Source organism: Pseudomonas saxonica (genome assembly GCF_007858365.1).
GTDB classification, from domain to species: domain Bacteria; phylum Pseudomonadota; class Gammaproteobacteria; order Pseudomonadales; family Pseudomonadaceae; genus Aquipseudomonas; species Aquipseudomonas saxonica.
The window spans coordinates 176,925-198,597 of record NZ_VFIO01000007.1 but is presented as its reverse complement, the minus strand read 5'-3'; the positions used below and the strand labels follow the sequence as shown (position 1 = coordinate 198,597).

22 protein-coding genes and 4 tRNA genes are annotated in these 21,673 nt (G+C 57.9%); 13 read left to right on the top strand and 13 right to left on the bottom strand.

Annotation, left to right across the window (positions count from 1 at the left end; genetic code table 11):
* Positions 1–3: 3 nt before the first annotated feature.
* The 3 genes from FJD38_RS17495 (at position 4) to FJD38_RS17480 (ending at position 3,109) form a co-directional block, all read left to right on the top strand.
* The gene (locus FJD38_RS17495; RefSeq protein WP_122785621.1) at positions 4–642 is read left to right on the top strand and encodes an N-carbamoylsarcosine amidohydrolase; all 639 of its coding nucleotides are present in this window, start codon (positions 4–6) and stop codon (positions 640–642) included.
* Positions 643–831: 189 nt separating this feature from the next.
* Entirely contained in the window at positions 832–2,148 is a 1,317-nt protein-coding gene (locus FJD38_RS17490; RefSeq protein ID WP_122785622.1) for an MFS transporter, read from the top strand.
* 289 nt (positions 2,149–2,437) lie between these two features.
* A complete protein-coding gene (locus tag FJD38_RS17480; protein ID WP_146386550.1) occupies positions 2,438–3,109 on the top strand; it encodes a YceH family protein in 672 nt (223 codons plus the stop codon).
* Positions 3,110–3,146: 37 nt separating this feature from the next.
* On the opposite strand, the gene FJD38_RS17475 is transcribed toward FJD38_RS17480, so the two are convergent.
* Positions 3,147–3,965 (bottom strand): shikimate 5-dehydrogenase, encoded by an 819-nt coding sequence (locus tag FJD38_RS17475; RefSeq protein WP_122785624.1) that lies wholly within the window; start codon positions 3,963–3,965, stop codon positions 3,147–3,149.
* A gap of 188 nt (positions 3,966–4,153) precedes the next feature.
* Here FJD38_RS17475 and FJD38_RS17470 point away from each other — a divergent pair, with 188 nt between their 5' ends.
* The 3 genes from FJD38_RS17470 to FJD38_RS24795 all read left to right on the top strand — a co-directional run bounded on the left by FJD38_RS17470 (position 4,154) and on the right by FJD38_RS24795 (position 5,143).
* On the top strand, positions 4,154–4,510 hold the full coding sequence (locus tag FJD38_RS17470; protein WP_146386548.1) for a hypothetical protein: 357 nt from the start codon (positions 4,154–4,156) through the stop codon (positions 4,508–4,510).
* A gap of 149 nt (positions 4,511–4,659) precedes the next feature.
* The gene (locus FJD38_RS17465) at positions 4,660–4,854 is read left to right on the top strand and encodes a hypothetical protein (RefSeq protein ID WP_122785626.1); all 195 of its coding nucleotides are present in this window, start codon (positions 4,660–4,662) and stop codon (positions 4,852–4,854) included.
* 94 nt (positions 4,855–4,948) lie between these two features.
* Complete coding sequence (locus FJD38_RS24795) at positions 4,949–5,143, top strand: hypothetical protein (RefSeq protein WP_122785627.1); 195 nt, start codon at positions 4,949–4,951, stop codon at positions 5,141–5,143.
* On the opposite strand, the gene FJD38_RS17455 is transcribed toward FJD38_RS24795, so the two are convergent.
* Positions 5,091–5,402, bottom strand: a complete 312-nt coding sequence (locus FJD38_RS17455; RefSeq protein WP_122785628.1) for an AzlD domain-containing protein — start codon at positions 5,400–5,402, stop codon at positions 5,091–5,093. The genes FJD38_RS24795 and FJD38_RS17455 overlap by 53 nt on opposite strands.
* Positions 5,399–6,094, bottom strand: coding sequence for an AzlC family ABC transporter permease (locus FJD38_RS17450; protein WP_122785629.1), 696 nt, complete (start codon positions 6,092–6,094; stop codon positions 5,399–5,401). The genes FJD38_RS17455 and FJD38_RS17450 overlap by 4 nt, the downstream gene beginning before the upstream one ends.
* A 203-nt stretch (positions 6,095–6,297) precedes the next feature.
* Between FJD38_RS17450 and FJD38_RS17445 the strand changes: the two genes are divergently transcribed.
* On the top strand, positions 6,298–6,816 hold the full coding sequence (locus tag FJD38_RS17445) for a Dps family protein (RefSeq protein ID WP_122785630.1): 519 nt from the start codon (positions 6,298–6,300) through the stop codon (positions 6,814–6,816).
* 162 nt (positions 6,817–6,978) lie between these two features.
* Here the strand turns inward: FJD38_RS17445 and FJD38_RS17440 are convergent, their stop codons facing one another.
* Positions 6,979–7,920 (bottom strand): class I SAM-dependent methyltransferase, encoded by a 942-nt coding sequence (locus FJD38_RS17440; protein ID WP_122785631.1) that lies wholly within the window; start codon positions 7,918–7,920, stop codon positions 6,979–6,981.
* 312 nt (positions 7,921–8,232) lie between these two features.
* Here FJD38_RS17440 and pbpG point away from each other — a divergent pair, with 312 nt between their 5' ends.
* A complete protein-coding gene (gene pbpG, locus FJD38_RS17435; protein ID WP_122785632.1) occupies positions 8,233–9,159 on the top strand; it encodes a D-alanyl-D-alanine endopeptidase in 927 nt (308 codons plus the stop codon).
* A gap of 139 nt (positions 9,160–9,298) precedes the next feature.
* Here the strand turns inward: pbpG and FJD38_RS17430 are convergent, their stop codons facing one another.
* From FJD38_RS17430 to gltX, 8 genes are all read right to left on the bottom strand, one after another.
* Positions 9,299–9,751, bottom strand: a complete 453-nt coding sequence (locus tag FJD38_RS17430) for an Hsp20 family protein (protein ID WP_122785633.1) — start codon at positions 9,749–9,751, stop codon at positions 9,299–9,301.
* 133 nt (positions 9,752–9,884) lie between these two features.
* Positions 9,885–10,844: a tRNA dihydrouridine synthase gene (locus tag FJD38_RS17425; protein ID WP_122785634.1), complete on the bottom strand. Its 960-nt coding sequence runs from the start codon at positions 10,842–10,844 to the stop codon at positions 9,885–9,887.
* 72 nt (positions 10,845–10,916) lie between these two features.
* Complete coding sequence (locus FJD38_RS17420) at positions 10,917–11,351, bottom strand: acyl-CoA thioesterase (RefSeq protein ID WP_146386546.1); 435 nt, start codon at positions 11,349–11,351, stop codon at positions 10,917–10,919.
* Positions 11,352–11,523: 172 nt separating this feature from the next.
* Positions 11,524–11,599 (bottom strand) — tRNA-Glu (locus FJD38_RS17415).
* A gap of 77 nt (positions 11,600–11,676) precedes the next feature.
* Positions 11,677–11,752, bottom strand: a tRNA-Ala gene (locus FJD38_RS17410).
* Between the two features lie 50 nt (positions 11,753–11,802).
* A tRNA-Glu gene (locus tag FJD38_RS17405) sits at positions 11,803–11,878 on the bottom strand.
* Positions 11,879–11,953: 75 nt separating this feature from the next.
* Positions 11,954–12,029: transfer RNA gene (locus FJD38_RS17400), tRNA-Ala, on the bottom strand.
* Between the two features lie 311 nt (positions 12,030–12,340).
* Positions 12,341–13,822 carry a glutamate--tRNA ligase gene (gene gltX / locus FJD38_RS17395; RefSeq protein ID WP_122785636.1) on the bottom strand — a complete coding sequence of 494 codons (1,482 nt, stop codon included), beginning with the start codon at positions 13,820–13,822 and terminating at the stop codon, positions 12,341–12,343.
* A 202-nt stretch (positions 13,823–14,024) separates the two neighbouring features.
* Between gltX and FJD38_RS17390 the strand changes: the two genes are divergently transcribed.
* The 5 genes from FJD38_RS17390 to FJD38_RS17370 all read left to right on the top strand — a co-directional run bounded on the left by FJD38_RS17390 (position 14,025) and on the right by FJD38_RS17370 (position 19,906).
* Entirely contained in the window at positions 14,025–14,975 is a 951-nt protein-coding gene (locus FJD38_RS17390; RefSeq protein WP_146386545.1) for a 2-hydroxyacid dehydrogenase, read from the top strand.
* Positions 14,976–14,987: 12 nt separating this feature from the next.
* Positions 14,988–16,310 (top strand): Nramp family divalent metal transporter, encoded by a 1,323-nt coding sequence (locus FJD38_RS17385; RefSeq protein ID WP_122785638.1) that lies wholly within the window; start codon positions 14,988–14,990, stop codon positions 16,308–16,310.
* A 472-nt stretch (positions 16,311–16,782) separates the two neighbouring features.
* A complete protein-coding gene (locus FJD38_RS17380) occupies positions 16,783–17,670 on the top strand; it encodes a nitrilase family protein (protein WP_146386543.1) in 888 nt (295 codons plus the stop codon).
* 88 nt (positions 17,671–17,758) lie between these two features.
* Positions 17,759–18,874 (top strand): hypothetical protein, encoded by a 1,116-nt coding sequence (locus tag FJD38_RS17375; protein ID WP_244302755.1) that lies wholly within the window; start codon positions 17,759–17,761, stop codon positions 18,872–18,874.
* 60 nt (positions 18,875–18,934) lie between these two features.
* Positions 18,935–19,906: an asparaginase gene (locus FJD38_RS17370; RefSeq protein ID WP_146386539.1), complete on the top strand. Its 972-nt coding sequence runs from the start codon at positions 18,935–18,937 to the stop codon at positions 19,904–19,906.
* On the opposite strand, the gene FJD38_RS17365 is transcribed toward FJD38_RS17370, so the two are convergent.
* The gene (locus tag FJD38_RS17365) at positions 19,907–20,872 is read right to left on the bottom strand and encodes an alpha/beta hydrolase (RefSeq protein WP_146386537.1); all 966 of its coding nucleotides are present in this window, start codon (positions 20,870–20,872) and stop codon (positions 19,907–19,909) included.
* Positions 20,873–21,673: the final 801 nt, after the last annotated feature.

Genomic DNA, 21,673 nt, shown 5'->3' with positions numbered 1-21,673 from the left:
AACATGTCTGAAGAGCTTAGTGCCGACGCCAACTATCAGGGCGTATGGGGCCAACGCATCGGTTTCGGTAAAAAATCGGCGCTGCTGATGATCGACTTTATGCAGGGCTACACCCTTGAGGGCGCACCCCTGTTCGCTCCCGGTGTGGTCAGTGCCGTAGCCGAAAGCGTCGAACTGCTGGCTTGCGCCCGCGATCAGCAGATACTGGTGGTGCACACCAACATTCGTTATCACCCGGGGCATTTTATCGACGGTGGCATCTGGGTTAAAAAAGCCCCGGTCATGAAAGACATGGTTGAGGGCAATCCACTGGCCGCCTTTTGCGAGGCCGTGCAGCCCACCCCGGACGAAATAGTGATCAGCAAGCAGTACGCCAGTTCGTTTTTCGGCACCAGTCTGGCATCCCTGTTGCACGCTCAAGGCGTCGACACCGTGGTGCTGGCCGGTTGCTCGACCAGCGGCTGCATCAGGGCCACGGCGGTGGATGCGGTGCAGCACGGATTTCGAACCATCGTTGTGCGCGAATGCGTCGGTGACCGTCACAGCGCACCTCATGAAGCCAATCTGTTCGATATCGACAGCAAATACGGCGACGTTGTCAGCAAGCAGGAGGCCATCAAGCAATTCAAAGTCAGCCAATAGATTGACCGGCGGACAGGGTAGTCCGCCACAGAACCGGGCCACAGAGCACTGGTCGCCACTACTGAGCAAGGGCCTGATTCTAGGCCTGCCCAGTCTTCTGACTCTGCCTTTGGAAGCCGCAGTACGAGCCTGCCAAAGCACTGATCGCGGCTACATACCATAACAATACGTCACCGCCAGGAGACACACATGCCCTCTGCAAATGCTGGTACTACCCTTGCGACCCCTGTTGCAGACCCGCTACAGGTGCTCTATCGCAAGATCACCTGGAAGCTCATTCCCTTTCTTTGCTTTTGTTATCTGGCCTCTTATCTGGACCGGATCAACATTGGCTTTGCCAAGCTGCAAATGCTCGGCGACTTGCAGTTCAGTGAAACAGCGTTCGGCCTGGGTGCGGGCCTGTTCTTTGTGGGCTATATCCTGTTCGAAGTACCGAGCAACCTGGCCCTGGAAAAAGTCGGGGCCAAAGTCTGGATCGCCCGGATCATGATCAGCTGGGGCCTGCTGTCAGCCTGCACCATGCTCGTCACCACACCGACCCAGTTCTATATCGTGCGCTTCCTGTTGGGCGCGGCAGAAGCGGGCTTTCTGCCGGGCGTGCTGTATTACCTGACCACCTGGTTTCCGACCCATCGGCGCGGGCGCATCATTGCCCTGTTCATGATCGGCATGCCCTTGTCCAGCGTCATCGGCGGGCCGCTGTCGGGCTGGATCATGGGGGCGTTCGACAACACGGCGGGCCTTCGCGGCTGGCAATGGTTGTTTATCCTCGAAGCGGTGCCCACCGTACTGCTAGGTATCTTGACGTTCTGGGCATTGCCCAACAGTCATCACTCGGTCAAATGGTTGAGCCCCGAAGAAAAGACCCTGCTCGAAACAGAGCTGCGCCTGGACGACGCCGAAGGTAAACACAGCAAACACAGCTTTCGCGACGGCTTCTTCAACCTGAAAGTCTGGATGCTCGGCGGTATCGATTTTTCCATTCTGCTCAGCGCCTACGCGATGGCCTTCTGGATGCCCACCTTCATCCGCAATGCGGGTGTGGCGGACAACTTCCATATTGGCGTACTGACTGCCCTGCCCAGCGCTGCCGCCGTGATTGGCATGCTGATGATCGGCGCCAGTTCTGACCGGCGCCGCGAACGCCGTTGGCATATCATCGTGCCGTTCCTGATTGGCGCGGCCGCGATGGCTGGCACCACCTTTTTCAGCCATAACGTGTTTGCCACGGTGTTGCTGTTCGGCATTGCCTCGGCGGCCATTATCGGCGCCGTACCGGTGTTTTTCAGTTTGCCGGCGACCTTCCTCAAAGGCCGCGCCGCAGCCACCGGCTTTGCCCTGGCCTGCTCGCTGGCCAATATTGCCGGGCTGGTGAGCAACTCATTGATGGGTATTGCCATCGACGTCACCGGCAGCGGCAACGGCGCGTTGTGGTTCTTCGCGCTCTGCCTGCTGCTGAGCAGCCTGCTGGTAATCGCACTCCCGGCGAAGCTGGTTAACCGTTAACCCAACACGCAAAAACCTCGTAGCAGCTGACGAGCTCTGCGAGGCTGCGTTCGGCGGCAAAGCCGTCGTAAAACCAGTAAGCCCGGTACGTCAGATGCAAAACGGCCAGCTTTTTTGCTATTCGTTACTCCGCACCCGCAGATCTTGCGACGATTGCATCGTCGAACGCAGCCTCGCAGAGCTCGTCAGCTGCTACGAGGCGACGAGTGATGTTATTCAAGTGCATGACAGTCGCTCTGGCGCACAAAAAACTCCACAATGGCCGCTGGCTATAAATGGAGAAGAAAAAATGGAAGCCCCTTCAAGTCAGTCCTCAGACAGCACCCTCCTCGACGACCTCAGCGAACCCCGGCTCGACGCCATCGAAATTCGCATTCTCGGCGCTCTGATCGAGAAACAAGCCACCAATCCTGAAACCTACCCACTGACGCTCAACGCGCTGGTACTGGCGTGCAACCAGAAAACCAGCCGCGAGCCGGTGATGAGCCTGACCCAGGGGCAAGTCGGACACAGCTTGCGCGCACTGGAAGGTCGGGGTTTTACCCGACTGGTGATGGGTAGCCGGGCAGACCGCTGGGAACATCGAGTCGACAAGGCGCTGGAGCTGGTGCCCGCACAAGTGATCCTGCTGGGCCTGCTGTTTCTGCGCGGCCCACAAACCCTCAACGAGCTGTTGACGCGCAGTTCGCGCATGCACGACTTTGAAGACACCGAACAAGTGCAGCACCAGCTCGAACGCTTGATCGCGCGCGATCTGGCACTACTGGTGCCACGCCAGAGCGGCCAGCGCGAAGATCGCTACATGCATGCACTGGGCGATCCGGCGGATATCGACACCCTGATGGCTGCCCGTCAGCAACCTGCAGAACGCAGCAGCGGCTCAAGTGTTTCGCTGGAGCGTTTTGAAGCGCTGGAGGCGCGCATTGCCGCACTGGAAGCGCGCCTGGCAGAGCTGGAGTAAACCTGCGAACGGGCGAGGAGACTCGCCCGCCACCTTGTCAGCTGCGAGCAAAGGCCACAGCCGCCTGAAACTGCTCAGGGGTGGGGCGAACGCCGGTATACAGCACAAACTGCTCTAGCGCCTGAATCGCGATCACTTCCAGACCGGTGATTACCTGCTTAGCCTGTGCACGCCCGCGCTTGATCAACGGTGTTTCGACAGGAATTGCCACCACGTCGAAAACAATCTCGGCGCGGTCTACCGCATCCTCCCCAAAAGCCAAATCATTCGCTTCAGCCCCGCCCGTCATACCCACCGGCGAAACGTTGATCAGCATTTGCGGCCTGTGTGCGCCCAATTGCGCCTGCCACGGGTAGCCACAACTCGTCGCCAGCGCGGTCCCGGTCTGCTCATTGCGTGCAACCACCAAACCGTTGCGATAACCGCCATCGCGCAAGGCGCTCGCCACGGCCTTGGCCATGCCGCCGCTGCCCAGCAGGGCAAAGGTCGTTTCTTTGGGTACCTGATGGTGCTCAAGCAACTGCGCGATAGCGATGTAATCAGTGTTGTAGGCCTTGAGATGCCCGTCGGTATTGACGATGGTGTTGATCGACGCAATCGCCTGCGCTGAGGCGTCCAGTTCATCCACCAGCGCGATGCAGGCTTCCTTGAATGGCATGGACACGCCGCATCCGCGAATCCCCAACGCCCTGATACCGGTCACGGCCCCCGTAAGGTCCTTGGTGGTAAAGGCCTTGTAGTAAAAATTGAGGCCCAGTTGCTCATACAGATGATTATGAAAACGCAGTCCGAAGTTACCCGGTCGACCCGACAGCGATATGCACAACCGGGTGTCTTTATCCGGATTCATTTGCATGCCCATCTCCTTTCTGAATGTTTTTCAATGATAGGGTTGGCTGGTACGTGAGGTGCAGCGCTTAAACGTGTCAGCCCCGCAAGACCTTACACAAAATTTACTCACGGGCTTCGCAGTTTTTTCCAAAACCGCTGTCTGATGGTTATCCCCGCACGCTTTATGCGGGCCGTGAAGTTCGAGGAATCGTCATGATGCGTACTCTCCCCGCAGTCGCTTTACTTATTGGCGCATTGGCTGTCACAGGCCCGGCTTCAGCCCATGGCGGCTGGGGTGCCGGCCCGGCCATTGTCGGCGCAGTAGTCGGTGCTGCCGTCATCGGCTCGGTGCTTGCCGGCCAGCAAGAACGTCCGGTGTATGTACAACAACAACCCGTCTATGTTCAGCCGCAACCCGTGTATGTGCAGCCCGCGCCCGTGTATTACCAGCCACAGCCGGTGTATGTACAAGCGCCGCAGCCGGTCTACTATCAAGGTCATTACGGTCGGCCGCAGCCGATGTACTACGGCCCGCCACGGGGCTACTACGGCCCACCACCTCGCTGGTAATCGGCTCGCGGGCTGAGGGCACAAATTCAACAAACTGGCATGAAAGTCGCTTGTGAATCTGCTAACCCGCTGCAAATGCGGCATTAAGTAACGCCCTGCAGCGGTATGCACCAAGACCACGACACGCAATAAAAACAAGGACGCCTGGTATGCCAACTCAAAACCCGCACCGCATTGTAGGCTTGTGCACCTCCAACAAGGTCTACAACACCCTGACGGAACTCAAGCAGCTGGAAGGCCATCGCAACGCAAAAATGTTGTCCCTGCTGGCCCAGCATCTTGTCCATCAGGGCCTGTTGAGCGAAGAGGACGTCATGCACATGCTTGACCAAGTGGTCGACTGATCCACACTGACATCAATGGCGACTATCACCCGCAATGATTTTTTGCACGGTGGCCACCGCCGTAAGCTAACCCCATTGTTAGCCGGAGGTGTCTATGCCCAACGTTCATGTCATGTCAGTCATTGGCAGCGCTGTTCCCGCCCCACTCAGGGCTGACGGCCTGCTCGCCTGTTGGTACGTCGTCAGCGATGGCGTTACCGTCAGCGGCCCCTTCTCTACCCGTGCTGCTGCCGAGGTCATAGCCACCAGCGAAACAGGTAAAACAACGCCACACTTAACACGACACTGAGCAACACGTTGCGGGTCCAGAGCATCAGCCCTATCGCGCATAGCCCCGCCAGCAGATAAGGGTTGCCTGGACTCAGGTTCAAGGTGTGATCCTTGATAAAAATGATCGGCCCGCAAATCGCCGTCAGCATTCCTGGTACAGCAAACCCCAGGAACTCCTTGACCCCGCGATTCAGGCGAATCGGCAAGCGCGGCTCCAGAAACAGGTAGCGGTTGAAAAACAAAATCAGTGTCATCCCGCCAATAATCACCCAGATCATGCCAAGTACCCTCCTACGCGCTTGCACACATAGCCCGCGCTCATGCCGGCAAGGCCCGCCAGAACAATGGCCGACTCCCAATGCCAATGGCTGAACAGCACCACGCACAGCAGTGAAACCGCCACGCACACCACCGTGGGAAGGTTGCGCACTATCGGGGTAATCAGCGCAATAAAGGTCGCCGCAATCGAGAATTCAAGTCCCAACTGATCCAGCCCCGGAATACTTTTGCCCAGCACCACACCCAGCAAAGTGAAAATATTCCAGCCTACGTACATGCACAGGCCCACGCCCAGCGCGTACCAGCGATTAAAGGTCTGACGGTCAAACGGGCTGACCAGCGCAAAAAACTCGTCCGTCAGCAAGAAACCCAGCCCTAGACGCCACTTGCCAGACAGGGGCGCCACCAACGGGCGCAGGTGCATGGCGTACAACAGGTGTTGCGAGGTCAACAGCAGCGTGGTCACCAAAATCGAAATCACACTGGCGCCGCCCTTGATCATGCCAATGGCCACCAACTGGGCAGCGCCGGCAAACACGAACAAAGACAAGCCCTGACTTTGCATCGGGGTCAGTTGGGCATCAATCGCCGTCGAGCCTGCAAGCAAGCCCCAGGGCGCGCACGCCAACGTTAAAGGAAGACAGGCAATCGCACCGCGGGTAAATGCAATGCGAGGAACAGTAGTAGGCATCTAAAAGCATCCGGGCAGTCAGCAGCGTCAAAGGGTCGCAGTTCGAGTGAAAAAAGTCTTGAACGATCGTGTTATTTCGGGAGTCGATGAGTGTAACCGCTGAGGTGCAGCGGTCTGACAGGTTTGACGGAAAACTGATCGTGGTCTTTAGTCAGCGGGCATACCCCACCTGTTTTCATTCACAGCCATCACGAGGAACCACCATGAAAGACCTGAAATCCGCCAAGGAAAGCAGAAAGGCCGATCTGCGGACACCTACGGCGCTGAGCGAAGAAGCCTGCATCAATATTGCGGCTGAAGTGAATGCTCTACTGGCAGACACCTTTGCCATCTACATCAAAACCAAAAACTTCCACTGGCACATGTCCGGCCCACACTTCCGTGACTTCCACTTGCTGCTGGACGAACAAGCCGACCAGATTTATGCCACAACCGATGCCATTGCCGAGCGCGTGCGCAAGCTGGGTCGCACCACCATTCGCTCGATCGGCCATATCAAACGACTTCAGCGCCTGCTGGACAACGACGCCGACTTTGTAACCCCGGAAGACATGCTGGCAGAGCTGCGCGAAGACAATATCCAGCTGGCCGGCTACATGCGTGAAACCCACGACATGTGCTCCGAGCTGGGCGACGTCGCCACCACCAGCCTGCTGGAAAACTGGATCGACGAAGCTGAAGAGCGCGTCTGGTTCCTGTTCGAGTCGTCACGCACCAAGTAACACTCGATTCGTGTAGCCCTGCGCGTGCGCCAAAGGCCTTCAGCAGCGGCTACACACATGAAATTTGTTTCACAGTCTTTGCAGGTAACGCGCGCTATATTCGCGTTGCTCATTTAATGAACCCTTCGCCCGCACCCTCCCCCGCGGGCTTTTTTTTGCCTGTCAAATGCCCTGTTTGAATACCAGTGCCTTCAAGCCGCACTCAGCATCGGCGTCAGGAAATTCCGGCGGGTTGTCCAGACGCTGTACAAACCTCAAGGCGGGGGCATCGACGGTGATGCCTTCAATCAGGAAGTCCGAACCCAACGCCGGATCATTCATGCAAGCCAGCACCGTGCCGTTCTCCGTCAGCAGTTCGGGCAAACGGCGCACCACGCGCTGGTAGTCCTTGGTCAACAGAAAGCTGCCTTTCTGAAAGGACGGCGGATCAATGATCACCAGATCATACGGCCCCATGCTTTTGACCTTGCCCCAGGACTTGAACAGGTCATGCCCGAGAAAGCTCACCTTGCTCATGTCGTGCCCATTGAGCCGGTGGTTATCACGACCCCGACTCAGTGCGGCGCGAGACATATCGAGGTTGACCACATGCTGAGCGCCCCCTTCGATGGCCGCGACCGAAAAACCGCAGGTGTAGGCAAACAAATTCAAGACTCGCTTACCCTCGGCATGGGCCCGCACCCAATCGCGGCCATAGCGCATATCCAGAAACAAGCCGTTGTTCTGCTTGCGGCCCAGGTCGACGCGATAACGCAACCCACCCTCGGTCAGCGTCCACTCGTCAATCGCCTCCCCCACCAACCATTCGGTATCACTTTGCAGGGTATAGCGATGCTGCATGACCAGCGTGTGCGCGCCACTGGCTTGCCACACGGGCTGCTGTGCAAGGTCAAGCAACAACTGCTTCAGCGCTTCAAGCTGCTCAGGTTCGGGCTCTTTGAACAGCGAAACCAACACCACGCCTTGCAACCAGTCCACCGTCAATTGCTCAAGCCCCGGCCAGCAACGACCACGGCCATGGAACAAACGCCGGGTTTCTGCCGGCGCAGCCTCCAGCGCGGTCGATAAATGCTGGGTGAGAGTGCTTAACGCTTCAGGAGTCATCGGTCGGGCCGGTCAATTCAAGGGGCCGGCATTTTACACAATTGCCAGGCACTGAGTGTTGCACGACCTTTCAGCGCCCGTTCAGTTAGCGCTCAGGTTCAGACTGCTACCCTTCTACCGCGCCGCCGTCTGTGCGAGAAACAGCCATCGGCTTAACGCCCAAAAAAAGATTATTTACATCAAATACATCGTGTAAACCCCCGCAAATACAGGAATTTCAAGCAATCTTGGTCCATACTCGGCAAATGTAACCCGATGTGTAAATCAACCTTCGGGTAGCAGCACTCACCCACCCTTTTTGAGTCAAACTGCGTGAAAATTCATCTTTCTATGTTAAGCCTGATTCTTGTTCTGACAGGCACCGCCGCTTCTTCAGTTGCCGCAGCGACTGAAAGCACATTAGCGCCCCGCGACACTTCACAACTGCACATTGCTTCAGGCAGCGCCATGCTGGTTGACCTGCAAACCAATAAAGTCATATTTGCCAGCAACCCCGACGTCGTCGTCCCCATTGCCTCGGTCAGCAAGCTAATGACCGCCATGGTGGTGCTGGATGCCAAGCAGTCGATGGACGAGTACATCTCAGTCAATATCAGCGACACGCCGGAAATGAAGGGCGTGTTTTCCCGCGTCAAGCTGGGCAGCGAGTTGTCGCGTCATGAAATGATGCTGATCACCTTGATGTCTTCGGAAAACCGCGCCGCCGCGAGCCTCGCCCACCACTACCCCGGTGGTTATGTGGCGTTTATCGCTGCGATGAATGCCAAAGCCAAGAGCCTGGGCATGATGAACACTCACTACGTAGAACCGACCGGCCTGTCGATGCACAACGTGTCCACGGCTCGGGACTTGAGCAAGCTGCTGTCGGCAGCCCGCAAATACCCGATGCTGAGCCAGTTGAGTACCACCAAAGAAAAAACCGTGGCGTTCCGCAAACCCAATTACACCTTGGGCTTTCATAACACCGACCATCTGGTCAACAAAGACAAGTGGAACATCAAGATCACCAAAACCGGCTTTACCAATCAGGCAGGCCACTGCCTGGTACTGGTCACCGAAATGGGTAACCGCCCGGTGTCGCTGGTGATTCTGGATGCCTTTGGCAAATACACCCACTTTGCTGATGCAGGGCGTATTCGTAACTGGGTAGAAACCGGGAAAAGCGGCAGCGTGCCCGATGTGGCCCTGCGCTATAAAGCGGATAAAAACCTGAAAGCCCGACACGAAGCCGGTAAATAAAAAAGCAGGCACTCGCTTTGGGGAGAGGGTTCAAAGCAAATGCCTGCGTACTGCTCTTTAGTGCGTCTCGGGCCAGCGCCCGGACGGGTTGAGAAGAACCCCGTCCAAGGACGGGGTTCCTGTCAGACGCTCACTCAGATCAGTTTTCCAGAGTGGCTTGTTGACCCCCATTGATAGGGATGCGTTTTGCTTTCGCTTCTTCTGGCACGACCCTCTGCAAGTCAATGCTCAGCAAGCCGTTGCTCAGGTTTGCGCCTTTGATCTCGATATGGTCATCGAGGCGGAAGGACAGTTTGAATGCCCGTTGCGCAATGCCCTGATGCAAGAAGGTCACGCCTTCTTCACTGCTGGTGTCGCGTTTGCTGCCGCTCACGGTCAGCACACCTTTCTCTACTTGCAGATCCAGGTCTTCTTGCTGGAAGCCTGCGGTGGCTACGACGATGCGATAGCTGTCTTCACCGCGTTTTTCAACGTTGTAAGGTGGGTACCCACCGCTCGAATCATTGCGAAGCGCGGTTTCAAACAAGTCACTAAAACGGTCAAAGCCGACAGAATTACGGAACAGTGGCGCCATGGAAAATGCGTTGCTCATAATTTAGCCTCCTGATTTCAGCGAGATTTTGTTTCTGCGACCCGGTTTCGGCATCGCTTAACCCCTAAATAGGGACCACCAAATCCATTTCAAGGGCTTTTTTTCAATTTTTTTTAATTTTTTTTTGCCCGCCTCAGGCAGCGTTCTGGGGCGGATTGTTGACCATATGACGGACTTTTTCGCAGTCGGTTTCACGGCGCATGGCATTGAACAACACCACCGCTTCGGGGTAGTTGCGGGTCAACATCGCCAGCCACTGCTTGAGCCGGCCCGGCGCTGACCGCGGGGTCAATTGCGCCTCGGCCTGCGCCCAGAAATCACGAATCATGGGCTGCAAATCGGCCCACGTCATCGGCACCACCTCTTCACCGGCACGTGCCGCCGCAATCTGGCGAGCCAGATCGGGGCGCGACACCAGACCACGACCCAGCATGATGTCTTCGGCCCCACTGATTTCGCGGCAACGGCGCCAATCTTCAACCGACCAGATATCACCGTTGGCAAATACCGGCACTTTGACCGCGTCTTGCACTTGGGCGATGTACTCCCAATGCGCAGGCGGCTTGTAGCCATCCATCTTGGTTCGCGCATGCACCACGATCTGGCTGGCACCGCCTTCGGCAAGGGCAATTGCACATTCATTAGCGCTGTCAGGCGTGTCAAAGCCCAGACGCATTTTCGCCGTGACCGGAATATGCGCAGGCACGGTGCGGCGCACTTGCAGCAAAATGGCGTGAAGCAATTCCGGCTCTTTGAGCAACACCGCACCGCCGCGGGATTTATTCACCGTTTTGGCCGGGCAGCCGAAATTGAGGTCGATCACCTCGCTGCCCAACTGGCAGGCCAGCGCTGCGTTATCGGCCAGACACGCTGGATCGGAACCCAGCAACTGCACGCGCAGCGGCACACCGGCGCGGGTTTTGGCACCGTGCTGCAACTCAGGGGCAAATTTGTGGATATAGGCTTCAGGCAGCAGCCGCTCGGTGACGCGAATAAATTCGGTCACGCACCAGTCAATACCACCGGTGCGGGTCAACACATCACGCAGGATGTTATCGACCAACCCTTCCATCGGCGCCAAGGCAATTTGCATGGGGACTCTCATAAAAAACGTGCGGCAGTTTACGGGGTTCTGCCGCGATTCGGAATCAGCGACTTGCTCGGGTCAGCGTCCTACGACAGCCGGCCCGTAGCCTTCCAGAAACTCGGCCGGTAAACGCTTGGCCTTGCCGCTGGACAATTCGATGCAAACAAACGTGGTTTGTGCCCGCAGCAAAGTTTTAGCGTCGCGGGGGCGAATCAACTGAAAGTGACGGGTCATGCGCAAGCGCCCATCGCATTCAACAATCCAGGTGGCCAGTTGCAACTCATCGCCCTCATAGGCGCTGGCGAGGTAGTCGATCTCATGGCGGGCCACGGCCATGGCGCGATCCAGACGCCGGTACTCGCTCAGGTCCAGCCCCAGGCGCTGCGAGTGACGCCAGGCGCAACGCTCAAGCCAGACCACATAAGTGGCGTTGTTGGCATGACCAAATCCGTCAATGTCCTCGGCCTGCACTTTCAGGTCAATGATGAACGGTGTTGCCAAGTCCCAGCTCATACCCTCTCTCCACATACCCATAAAGCGCGCAGTGTAACGCACACGGTCTGCGCAAAGGCACAGGGCATCTATTGATCAAGGGAAAGGGTCATGCAGGACGTAAACGACAGACAAACAAAAGGGCCATTCAATAATTGAATGACCCTTTAAAATCCCGCAAAGCGGGTAATCGTGGCGTCCCCTAGGGGACTCGAACCCCTGTTACCGCCGTGAAAGGGCGGTGTCCTAGGCCACTAGACGAAGGGGACACAAACCCTTCTAACAGTGATCAGCGCTGAGTGCTGATCGATTCAATGCCAGTGTGGCCCGGCATTGAACTGTAAATTGGTGGAGCTAAACGGGATCGAACCGTTGACCTCTTGCATGCCATGCAAGCGCTCTCCCAGCTGAGCTATAGCCCCGATTTATCGCCTGGCGGCGGAGCAACATCGAAATGCTGCTTCTGTGAAACTGGCGTCCCCTAGGGGACTCGAACCCCTGTTACCGCCGTGAAAGGGCGGTGTCCTAGGCCACTAGACGAAGGGGACATAAACCTTCTAACTGATCAGCGCTGAGTGCTGATCGATTCAATGCCGGTGTGGCCAAGCATTGAACTGTAAATTTGGTGGAGCTAAACGGGATCGAACCGTTGACCTCTTGCATGCCATGCAAGCGCTCTCCCAGCTGAGCTATAGCCCCAAACAGTCAGTGTTGCGTGTTGCTGTGTGGACGGGGCGCATATTAAGACCGGATCGGTAGGCTGTCAAACTTATTTTCAAAGTTTTTTGAAAAAAATCATCGTGAGAACAACCACTTACCCTCACACCCCCGAAAACACGGACTTTCGCAGACCTACTCACCCGTAGCAGCTGCCGCAGGCTGCGTCCGATTGCGCAGCGATCGTAAACCCTGAACTCGCGGACTTTCAGTAAAACTCCGGAATTAGAACTTACGACGGCTAAGCCGCCGGACGCAGCCTGCGGCAGCTGCTACGGGTGTTTCAACGCGTATCAGCCGATTGCGTTGAACAGCTTTTCCCACTCTTTGTTTTCTTTCTTCGACACGCCACCCAGCAGGTCAAGCGCCTGACGCAGACGGAAGCGGGTCAGGTCCGGCCCCAGAATCTCCATCGCGTCCAGTACCGACACCGAGCTGGCCTGACCCGTGATCGAAGCGAACATCAGCGGCATCGCATCGCGCAGCTTCAACTCAAGAGACTCAACCACCGTCTGAATACAGCCGGTGATGGCGTCTTTTTCCCACTGACGCAAGCTCTCCAGCTTCCACAAGATCAATTGCATCAACTGACGCACTTGCTCGTTGGACAGCTTCTTGTGCTCAAACAGCTTGGCATCCAGCTGCAAGCCACCCGAGAAGAAGAACCCGGCCAGCGGGGCAATCTGGCTGAACGTTTCGACACGGCCCTGCACCAGCGGTGCGATTTTCATCATGTACTCAGGGTTGAGGGCCCATTGCTGAACGCGGCTGGCGAACTCGTCCAGCGGCAAATCACGCAACCACTGACCGTTCAACCACGACAGCTTCTCGACGTCAAAGATAGGCCCGCCCAGCGACACACGGCTGAGGTCAAAGTTATCGACCATTTCCTGCAACGAAAACTTCTCGCGCTCGTCCGGCATCGACCAGCCCATGCGGCCCAGGTAGTTGAGCATTGCTTCGGGCATAAAACCCATGCGCTCGTAGAACGTGACCGATGTCGGGTTCTTGCGCTTGGACAGCTTGCTCTTGTCCGGGTTACGCAGCAGCGGCATGTAGCACAGCTGCGGCTGTTCCCAGCCAAAGTATTCGTACAGCAGGATCAGCTTGGGTGCCGACGGCAGCCATTCTTCGCCACGCAATACGTGAGTGATGCCCATCAAATGGTCATCGACCACGTTGGCCAGGAAGTACGTCGGCAAGCCGTCGGTCTTCATCAGCACTTGCATGTCCATGCGATCCCACGGGATCTCAACGTCACCACGCAGCAGGTCAGGCACCACGCAAACGCCCTCGGTCGGCACTTTCATGCGGATCACGTGGGGTTCGCCTGCCGCCAGACGCTGGGCAACTTCTTCTTTGGACAGCAACAAAGCACGACCGTCGTAACGCGGGGTTTCGCCCTTGGCCATTTGCTCGGCGCGCATCTGGTCAAGCTCTTCGGCCGTGCAGAAGCACGGGAAGGCGTGGCCCATGTCAACCAGTTGCTGGGTGTACTTTTTGTAGATGTCGCTGCGCTCGCTTTGACGGTACGGGCCGTGCGGGCCGCCAACATCCGGGCCTTCGCTCCAGGTAATACCCAGCCAGCGCAAGGCGTCGTAGATCTGCTGCTCGGACTCACGGGTCGAACGCAACTGATCGGTGTCTTCAATACGCAGAATAAATTCGCCGCCATGCTGCTTGGCAAAGCAGTAGTTGAACAAAGCGATGTAAGCGGTGCCGACGTGAGGGTCGCCGGTAGGCGATGGCGCGATGCGCGTGCGAACGGTGGTCATGGGCGGTCTCGAACTGGAGATAAAACAAAGGGCGAATGGTAACAGGCCGACCCGGCTTGGCTCCAGCGTGAGACTTGACCCAACTGCCACACGGTTGAAAAAAGCAGAAATAGCGTACTTGTATCGAGTTGATACAGGGAAAAGCTGCCGACAGCAGTGTTAATCTCAGGCCATTCTCGACTTTTCTTGGCTGGAGATAGGTATGTCCCGCGTTGTGCTGGTGCTGGTTGAAGCGGTAAACGATTACTTGCCCCTGCTGGAGCAGGCCGGTTTTGAACTGATTCGCGCGCCGACCCCGGCCAGTCGCGCCGAAGCCATTGCTACCCAAGGCGAGCGTATTGACGCCGTACTGACCCGCGGCCCGCTGGGCTTGTACGCCGCTGAAATCGCCGCCCTGCCCCACTTGAAAATCATTTGCGTGATTGGCGCCGGTTATGAACACGTCGACTTGCAGGCCGCCAGCAATCGCTCAATCACCGTGACCAATGGCGCGGGTGCCAATGCCCCGACGGTTGCTGACCATGCAATGGCGCTGCTGCTGGCACTGGTGCGCGGCATCCCCCAGGCGGACGCCAGCGTTCGACGTGGCGAATGGCTCAAGCCCATGTGCCCTACCCTTGAAGGCAAGCGGCTGGGCATTGTCGGCCTTGGCGCCGTGGGGCTGGCCATTGCCCGTCGTGCCGCCAACGGCTTTGACATGAGCGTCAGCTACCACAACCGCCAACCCCGGCCCGATGCGCCCTACACCTACCAGCCCAGTGTGCGCGAACTGGCAGCAGCGGTAGATTTTCTGATCGTGGCTGCCCCCGGTGGCCCGGCGACTCACCATCTGGTAGACCAGCAGATACTTGAAGCGTTAGGCCCACAGGGCTACCTGATCAATATTGGCCGTGCCAGCGTGGTCGACACGCACGCACTGGTTGCAGCCTTGACCGAAGGCCGCATCGCCGGTGCCGGACTGGATGTATTCGATGACGAACCGCGCGTGCCCGACGCGCTCAAACTGCTGAGCAATGTGGTCTTGACCCCACATATCGCCGGACAGTCGCCGCAAGCGGCCCAAGACACCGTGCAACTCGTGGTATTGAACCTGCAAGCGTTCTTCAGCGGCCAACCGCTGCTCACGCCCGTGCGCTTACCCGCCCCTCAGTAACGGAGCACGCGCTTGAAATTCAGCCTGCCGAAAATCGCCACCGCGCCCTTCTGCCCTCCCGAAGTCAGCGGCAGCATCCCTGTCGACCCCAGCGCGCCATTCTGGAAACGCGTTCTGCGCTTTGCCGGGCCGGGCCTGCTGATCAGCATCGGTTACATGGACCCCGGCAACTGGGCGACGGCGATCGAAGCGGGATCGCGCTATGGCTACAACCTGCTGTTCGTCGTACTGCTCGCCAGCCTGGCCGGCATGACCGTGCAATGCCTGTGTTCGCGACTGGGCATTGCCACCGGCCGCGACCTCGCGCAACTGTGCCGCGAGCGCTACAGCAAGCGCTCGGCGCGGGTGCAATGGCTGCTGGCAGAGATTTCGATCATCGCCACCGACCTGGCCGAAGTGCTCGGCTGTGCACTGGCCTTTCACTTGTTACTCGGGTGCTCGATGACCTTCGGCATCGCCCTGACAGCCTTCGACACCTTGCTTATATTGGCCTTGCAAGGCAAAGGCTTCCGCCGCCTGGAAGCCATTATGCTGGCGCTGGTACTGACCATCGTCGCGTGTTTCTTTGTCGAACTGGTGCTGATCAAACCGTACTGGCCGGACGTGTTCCAAGGGTTCAAACCCTCACTGTCAGCCATCAACGACGCGGCGCCGCTGTACATCGCCATCGGCATCATTGGTGCCACCGTCATGCCGCACAACCTGTACCTGCACAGCTCCATCGTGCAAACCCGCCTGACGGGCAAGGACTACGCCAGCAAACTGGACGCCGTGCGCCTGTCGCGCATCGACACCATGGGTTCACTGGCACTGGCACTGCTGGTCAACGCCTCGATCTTGATACTGGCGGCCGCCGCCTTTCACCACACGGGCCACACCGACGTTGTCGAAATTCAGGACGCGTACCGCATGCTCGACCCGCTGGTAGGCGGGGCCATGGCCAGCATCTTGTTCGGCGTGGCGCTGCTGGCCTCCGGACAAAGCTCGACCTTCACCGGCACCATCGCCGGGCAAGTGATCATGGAAGGCTATCTGGACTTGCGCATACCCTGCTGGCAGCGGCGCTTGATTACCCGCGGGCTGGCGTTGATACCCGCCTTTGTGGGGGTATGGCTGATGGGTGACGATGCCGTGGGCAAACTGTTGATCCTCAGTCAGGTAGTTCTCAGCCTGCAACTGCCCTTCGCGCTGTACCCGTTGATCCGCATGACCAGCGATAAAAAACTGATGGGGCCGTTTGCCAACCGCCTGCCAACACGGTTATTGGCGTGGTTTCTGTTTGCCGTGATCAGCACGGCCAATGTGTGGTTGATTGCGCAGATAGGTTCGATCTAAGGCCCTGAAAAGGCCGTTCTAACCCTCTCCCTCCGGGCATAGGTATCGACACATTTTTAGATACCTGACGATTAATGTGCCTGGAAGCTGATGAATGCTGCGGTATTGGTGTTTGCCAGATGGATCCGGTATTCAGAAGACGTAGCCTCGCGGAGCTCGTCAACTGCTACGGATCTCGGGATCTTGCGCGATCTGTTGACCTGGCTTTTGATCTATCAGCCCCCTTAAATCACGCTGGCCACACACAGGTTTTGCGCATTGACGCACCAAACCGATCGCAGCCTTCGTTCCTCGTCAGCGGCTACAGGAACTGCATGCGCAGCCAGGCTGTAGTCCATCAGATACAACTCGCACAATATCGAGCAACGTACTACATCAGGATTAGAACTTACGGATAGACCTCTGAGCTGACAATTCTTCTTACTGATGTGCCCTGCAACCTGGGGCCATATAACAACAAGAGGTGTCAGCGATGAACCCAGCTATCAGTCCCGTACGTATTGCCGTTGTGCAGTTCGACCCACAAGTGGGTACACAACACTGCCAAACCAATCTGCAAAACAGCCTGCAACTGGCCCAGCAAGCCGCCAAAAACGGGGCGAATCTGATTGTGCTGCCGGAACTGGCAAACACCGGCTACCTGTTCTCCAGCCGTCAGGATGCTTTCAAGCATGCCGAGGTGGTGTCTGATGGCCCAAGCGTGCGTGCCTGGATCGACTTTGCCAGGCAACATCAGGTGTATCTGGTCGCAGGGCTGGCCGAGCAGGAGGGTATGCAGTTGTTCGATACCGCTGTTCTGCTCGGCCCGGACGGATTTATCGGCAAGTACCGCAAAGCCCATTTATGGAACAAGGAAAAACTCTGGTTCACACCCGGCGATCTCGGCTTTCCTGTGTTCGAAACACCCATCGGGCGTATCGGCCTGCTGATCTGTTGGGACATCTGGTTTCCCGAAGTGCCGCGCCTGCTGAGCCTGCAAGGCGCCGACATTATTTGCAGTCTCAACAACTGGGTCTGGACACCCCCGCCGCTGTTCGATAACGCCGGAAAATGCATGGCGTCCTATCTGACGATGACCGCAGCCCACGTTAATAATGTGTTTATCGCCGCCGCCAACCGTATCGGCGAAGAACAAGGCGAGCGTTATCTGGGGTGCTCGCTGATTGCCGGCACCAATGGCTGGCCTATCGGCGAAGTCGCACCCGCCGATGAGCAAACGATTCTCTACGCCGACATAGACTTGTCGACCGCCCGCAGCGCGCCGATCTGGAACAATTTGAACGATTTGTGCCGCGACCGACGGGTGGATGTATATGAGTCGATGCTCGGTTATCACCAGCATCCTTGCTTGCCGCGTTGATGGGGGTGCAACCATGCAATCCTTATCTGAGAAAGCCCCCTCTGTATCGCCCTCTCGTTTACTGACCCTGTGGATTGTCACTGTATTGATGGTGGCGCTGGCGACCACATGGGTCGCATTGAACTACTCAAACAACGGTGCAGGCTATTGGCCCGGTTACAACGACATGATGGCGAGCCTGCCTTCACCCTTGGCCTGGTTGCGCTGGGTGCTCGGTGACATCAGTGAAGTAGCCTTTTACAAGCATGAACTCGCGTCGCTGGGCCTGTTGCTCGGCGGTGCGTTGGGTTACTGGGCCAGCCGTTACGCAGGGGCGTGGCAAGGTTTTAGCATCTGCTACGGCACAGGCCTATGGCCTTGGCTGGTCAGTAGTTCGCTGCTGGGGCTATTACTGAGCAATGCGCTGTGGGGCTGGACCCTGACCGCAGACACGTGGCAACCCACCTTTGCCGCTTTTGTGTCACTGCCTGCCGCCATGGTGCTGTTCTTTGGCGGCGGCTGGAAAGTCACGATCAACGGGGCAATCCTCGGTGCCTTGCTGGTCACACCGGCGTGCTTGCTCATCGTCAACTTTGTGTGCTTGCCGCTTGGCCTGCCCGTAGTGGTCGGTAATGTACTGGGCATGGCGGTGGGCAGCGTCTTGGCCTTTGTGCTGTGCCGTGCTGTTCCAGCTCTGGTCAGCCCCCGGCCGCACGTGACAGCAGACCCGCCTGCTATTTCCGAAAAAGCGCCTGACTACGGGGTGATCTGGACGATACGCCGCGTTCTGGCAGACTTTTCCGAAGCCCCGTTCTTTGGCAATGAGTGGGCCAGCCTGGGCATGCTGGCAGGTGTATTGATCGCGTGCGCATTGAACCCGCTCAGCCCTGCCTATGGTTCGGGCCTGCTGCTGCACATGGTCGCCGCTCAAGCCTTGACCTCGTTGGTCGGGATCATTGTGTGGCGTCATCAATGGCGAAAGCGCGGCTGGTATCCCACTTACGTGCCACTGGTCTCAGTGGTGCCCGCTGCCGTGTTGACCTATGGTGGCAGCGCCAGTGTCATGCTGTGCAGTGCGGTACTGGGCGCTTTGATAGCCCCGCCACTGGCGTGCGCCATCGCCCAGCGGCTGCCTTCATACCTGCACCCTTATATTGGTAATGTCCTGTCGATGGCGATCAGCACCTTGCTGATTATCCCCCTGATCGGCGTACTGATTGGATAAGCGTTAATCACCCTGCGTGGCAGGTTATGCCTGCCACGCCGCTGACCTGTGAGAACGAACATGTTGCGAGCAAAAATGTCCATTGCCACCTTGGGTGGCACCCTTAGCATGCAACGCACCACGCCTGGCGCAGGCATCACACCCGTTCTTGGCGGCGAAGCCTTGTTGGCTTCAACCCCAGCGCTCAAAGAGCTGGCAGATGTGCATGTCGAAAGCCTGAGCCTGCTCCCCAGTGCATCGATGGACTTTGACTTCCTGCTGACCGTTTTGAGCTGGGCCAAACGTCAGGTCGCACAAGGCGCGCAAGGCGTGGTGATCACTCAGGGCACCGATACGCTGGAAGAGACGGCCACTTTTTTTGAGTACCTGTGGGACCTCGACCAGCCCTTAGTGCTGACCGGTGCCATGCGCGGAGCCGACCAACCCGGTGCAGACGGCCGGGCTAACGTGCTGGATGCCTGCCGCGTCGCCCTGAGTGAAGACAGCGCAAAACGGGGTGTACTGGTGGTGATGAATGCAGAAATACATCAAGCCCTGACCGTTCGTAAAACCCACAGCCTGGCCTTGCAGGCTTTTGCCTCACCCAACGTCGGCCCTGCGGGAATGATCATCGAACATCGCGTCCACTTTTCAAGGCCTGCCGCTGCCCGCAAAACGGTGCCCTGGCCCGTGCGCACGACGCAAAAAGTCGCCCTGCTCGAAGCCGTACTCTCGGCCGACACCACTCTTGTTGAGCAGCTTGTACCGCTGGGTTATGAGGGTTTGGTCATCGCAGGGTTTGGTGCGGGGCACGTCAGCGAGCAATGGAGCACCGTGCTTGAACCGATTGCCGCTCAAATGCCCATTATCGTCAGCACACGCTGTGGTGCCGGGTCGACCGCATCCGATACTTATGGATTCAAGGGCGGCGAAATCGATCTGATCAACAAGGGCCTGCACATGGGTGGGTGCTTGTGCCCGCGCAAGGCCCGAATTCTGTTGTGGCTTCTGATTGGCAGCGACAGCGCTCACGAACTGTCGCGCTTTGTGTAATTACGGCTTCAGCAGCTGCTCATCCAGCCACCCCGCCACCCGCCCATGAATGCCTGCCACTTCCTCCAGCAGCCCGCTCATGCGCATGAAGTCGTGGGTCATGCCGGGTTCTTGCAGCAACAACACCGTATTGCCCGCCGCCATGAGTTTGTCGGCATACGCCAACCCTTCGTCATACAACGGGTCATACCCTGCCAGGTAGACCAGCGCCGGGGCCAACCCGCTCAGGTCTGGCGCCAGCAACGGCGAGATGCGCCAGTCATGCAGGTCAGCTTCATGACGGGTGTAGTGTCGATAGAACCAGTCCATGCTCGCGGTTTCCAGCAAGTAACCTTCTGCAAACGCGGCATGGGAGGCGCGCTTGCAGCTGCCATCGGTTACCGGATACAGCAGCACTTGCGCACGCGGTACGATGGCCACTTCCTGCGGGTCTCGCACTGCCAGAATCGACAAGACGGTACTCAAGGTGCCGCCCGCGCTGTCACCAGCAAAGGCCACCCGCGATGCATCCAGCCCATGTTTGGCGCCGTCACGCAGGAGCCAGTTGACCGCATCGCAGGCGTCATGCACGGCGGTGGGAAACACCCACTCCGGAGCTAGACGGTACTCCACGGCCATCACGGCAAACTGCCCCGCTGCGGTTAACCGGCGGCACAAGGCATCATGGCTGTCGAGACTGCCGATCACATAGCCACCGCCGTGGAAGTACACCACCACCGGCAAGGGGTTGATCTCCAGATCGGGGCGCCGATACAGCCGCGCCGCCAGGCTGACGTTGTCCCGCGCCGGGATACGCACGTCGTAGCTGTCGATCTCGGGCACCGGCACGTCAAACACGGGCGAGCTGAGTTCAAACTCGCTGCGGGCCTGTGCCGGGGTCATTTCATGCATCGGCTGGCTCTTGCCAGTCATGCGGCTGAATTCAGCCAGTTCCAAAAACGCTTCCAGTTCGGGTAATACCGACATTTCGATTTCCTTGTATTCAATGCAGCGCGCAGCCGTCGTAAAACCATTCAATCCGGTGCTGCCTGGCACACCGTGCTCTTAGCGTTTGCGACGATTGCATCGTCGAACGTAGCCTCGTTCTACTCGTCAACGGCTACAACAGCAGACCTGTGCGTCCAATAACACACATCCTGTAACCGCTGCCGAGGCACGAAGGCTGCGATCGGCGGCGCAGCCGTCGTAAACGGTGCTTGCCTGACACACCGTGCTCTTAGCGTTTGCGACGATTGCATCGTCGAACGTAGCCTCGTTCTACTCGTCAACGGCTACAACAGCAGAGCTGTGCGCCCAATAACACACATCCTGTAGCCGCTGCCGAGGCACGAAGGCTGCGATCGGCGGCGCAGCCGTCGTAAACGGTGCTACCTGCCACACCGTGCTCTTAGCGTTTGCGACGATTGCATCGTCGAACGTAGCCTCGTGCTACTCGTCAACGGCTACAACAGCAGAGCGTACGTCCAATAACACACATCCTGTAGCCGCTGCCGAGGCACGAAGGCTGCGATCGGCGGCGCAGCCGTCGTAAACGGTGCTACCTGCCACACCGTGCTCATAGCGTTTGCGACGATTGCATCGTCGAACGTAGCCTCGTTCTACTCGTCAACGGCTACAACAGCAGAGCGTTCGTCCAATAACACACACTCCGTAGCAGCTGACGAGCTCTGCGAGGCTGCGTCCGGCGGCGCAGCCGTCGTATATCCAGCACCTCTGTGTATCAGACGAACAGAAGGCTACGGATTTACAGGCGTTGCCCGTTCGCAG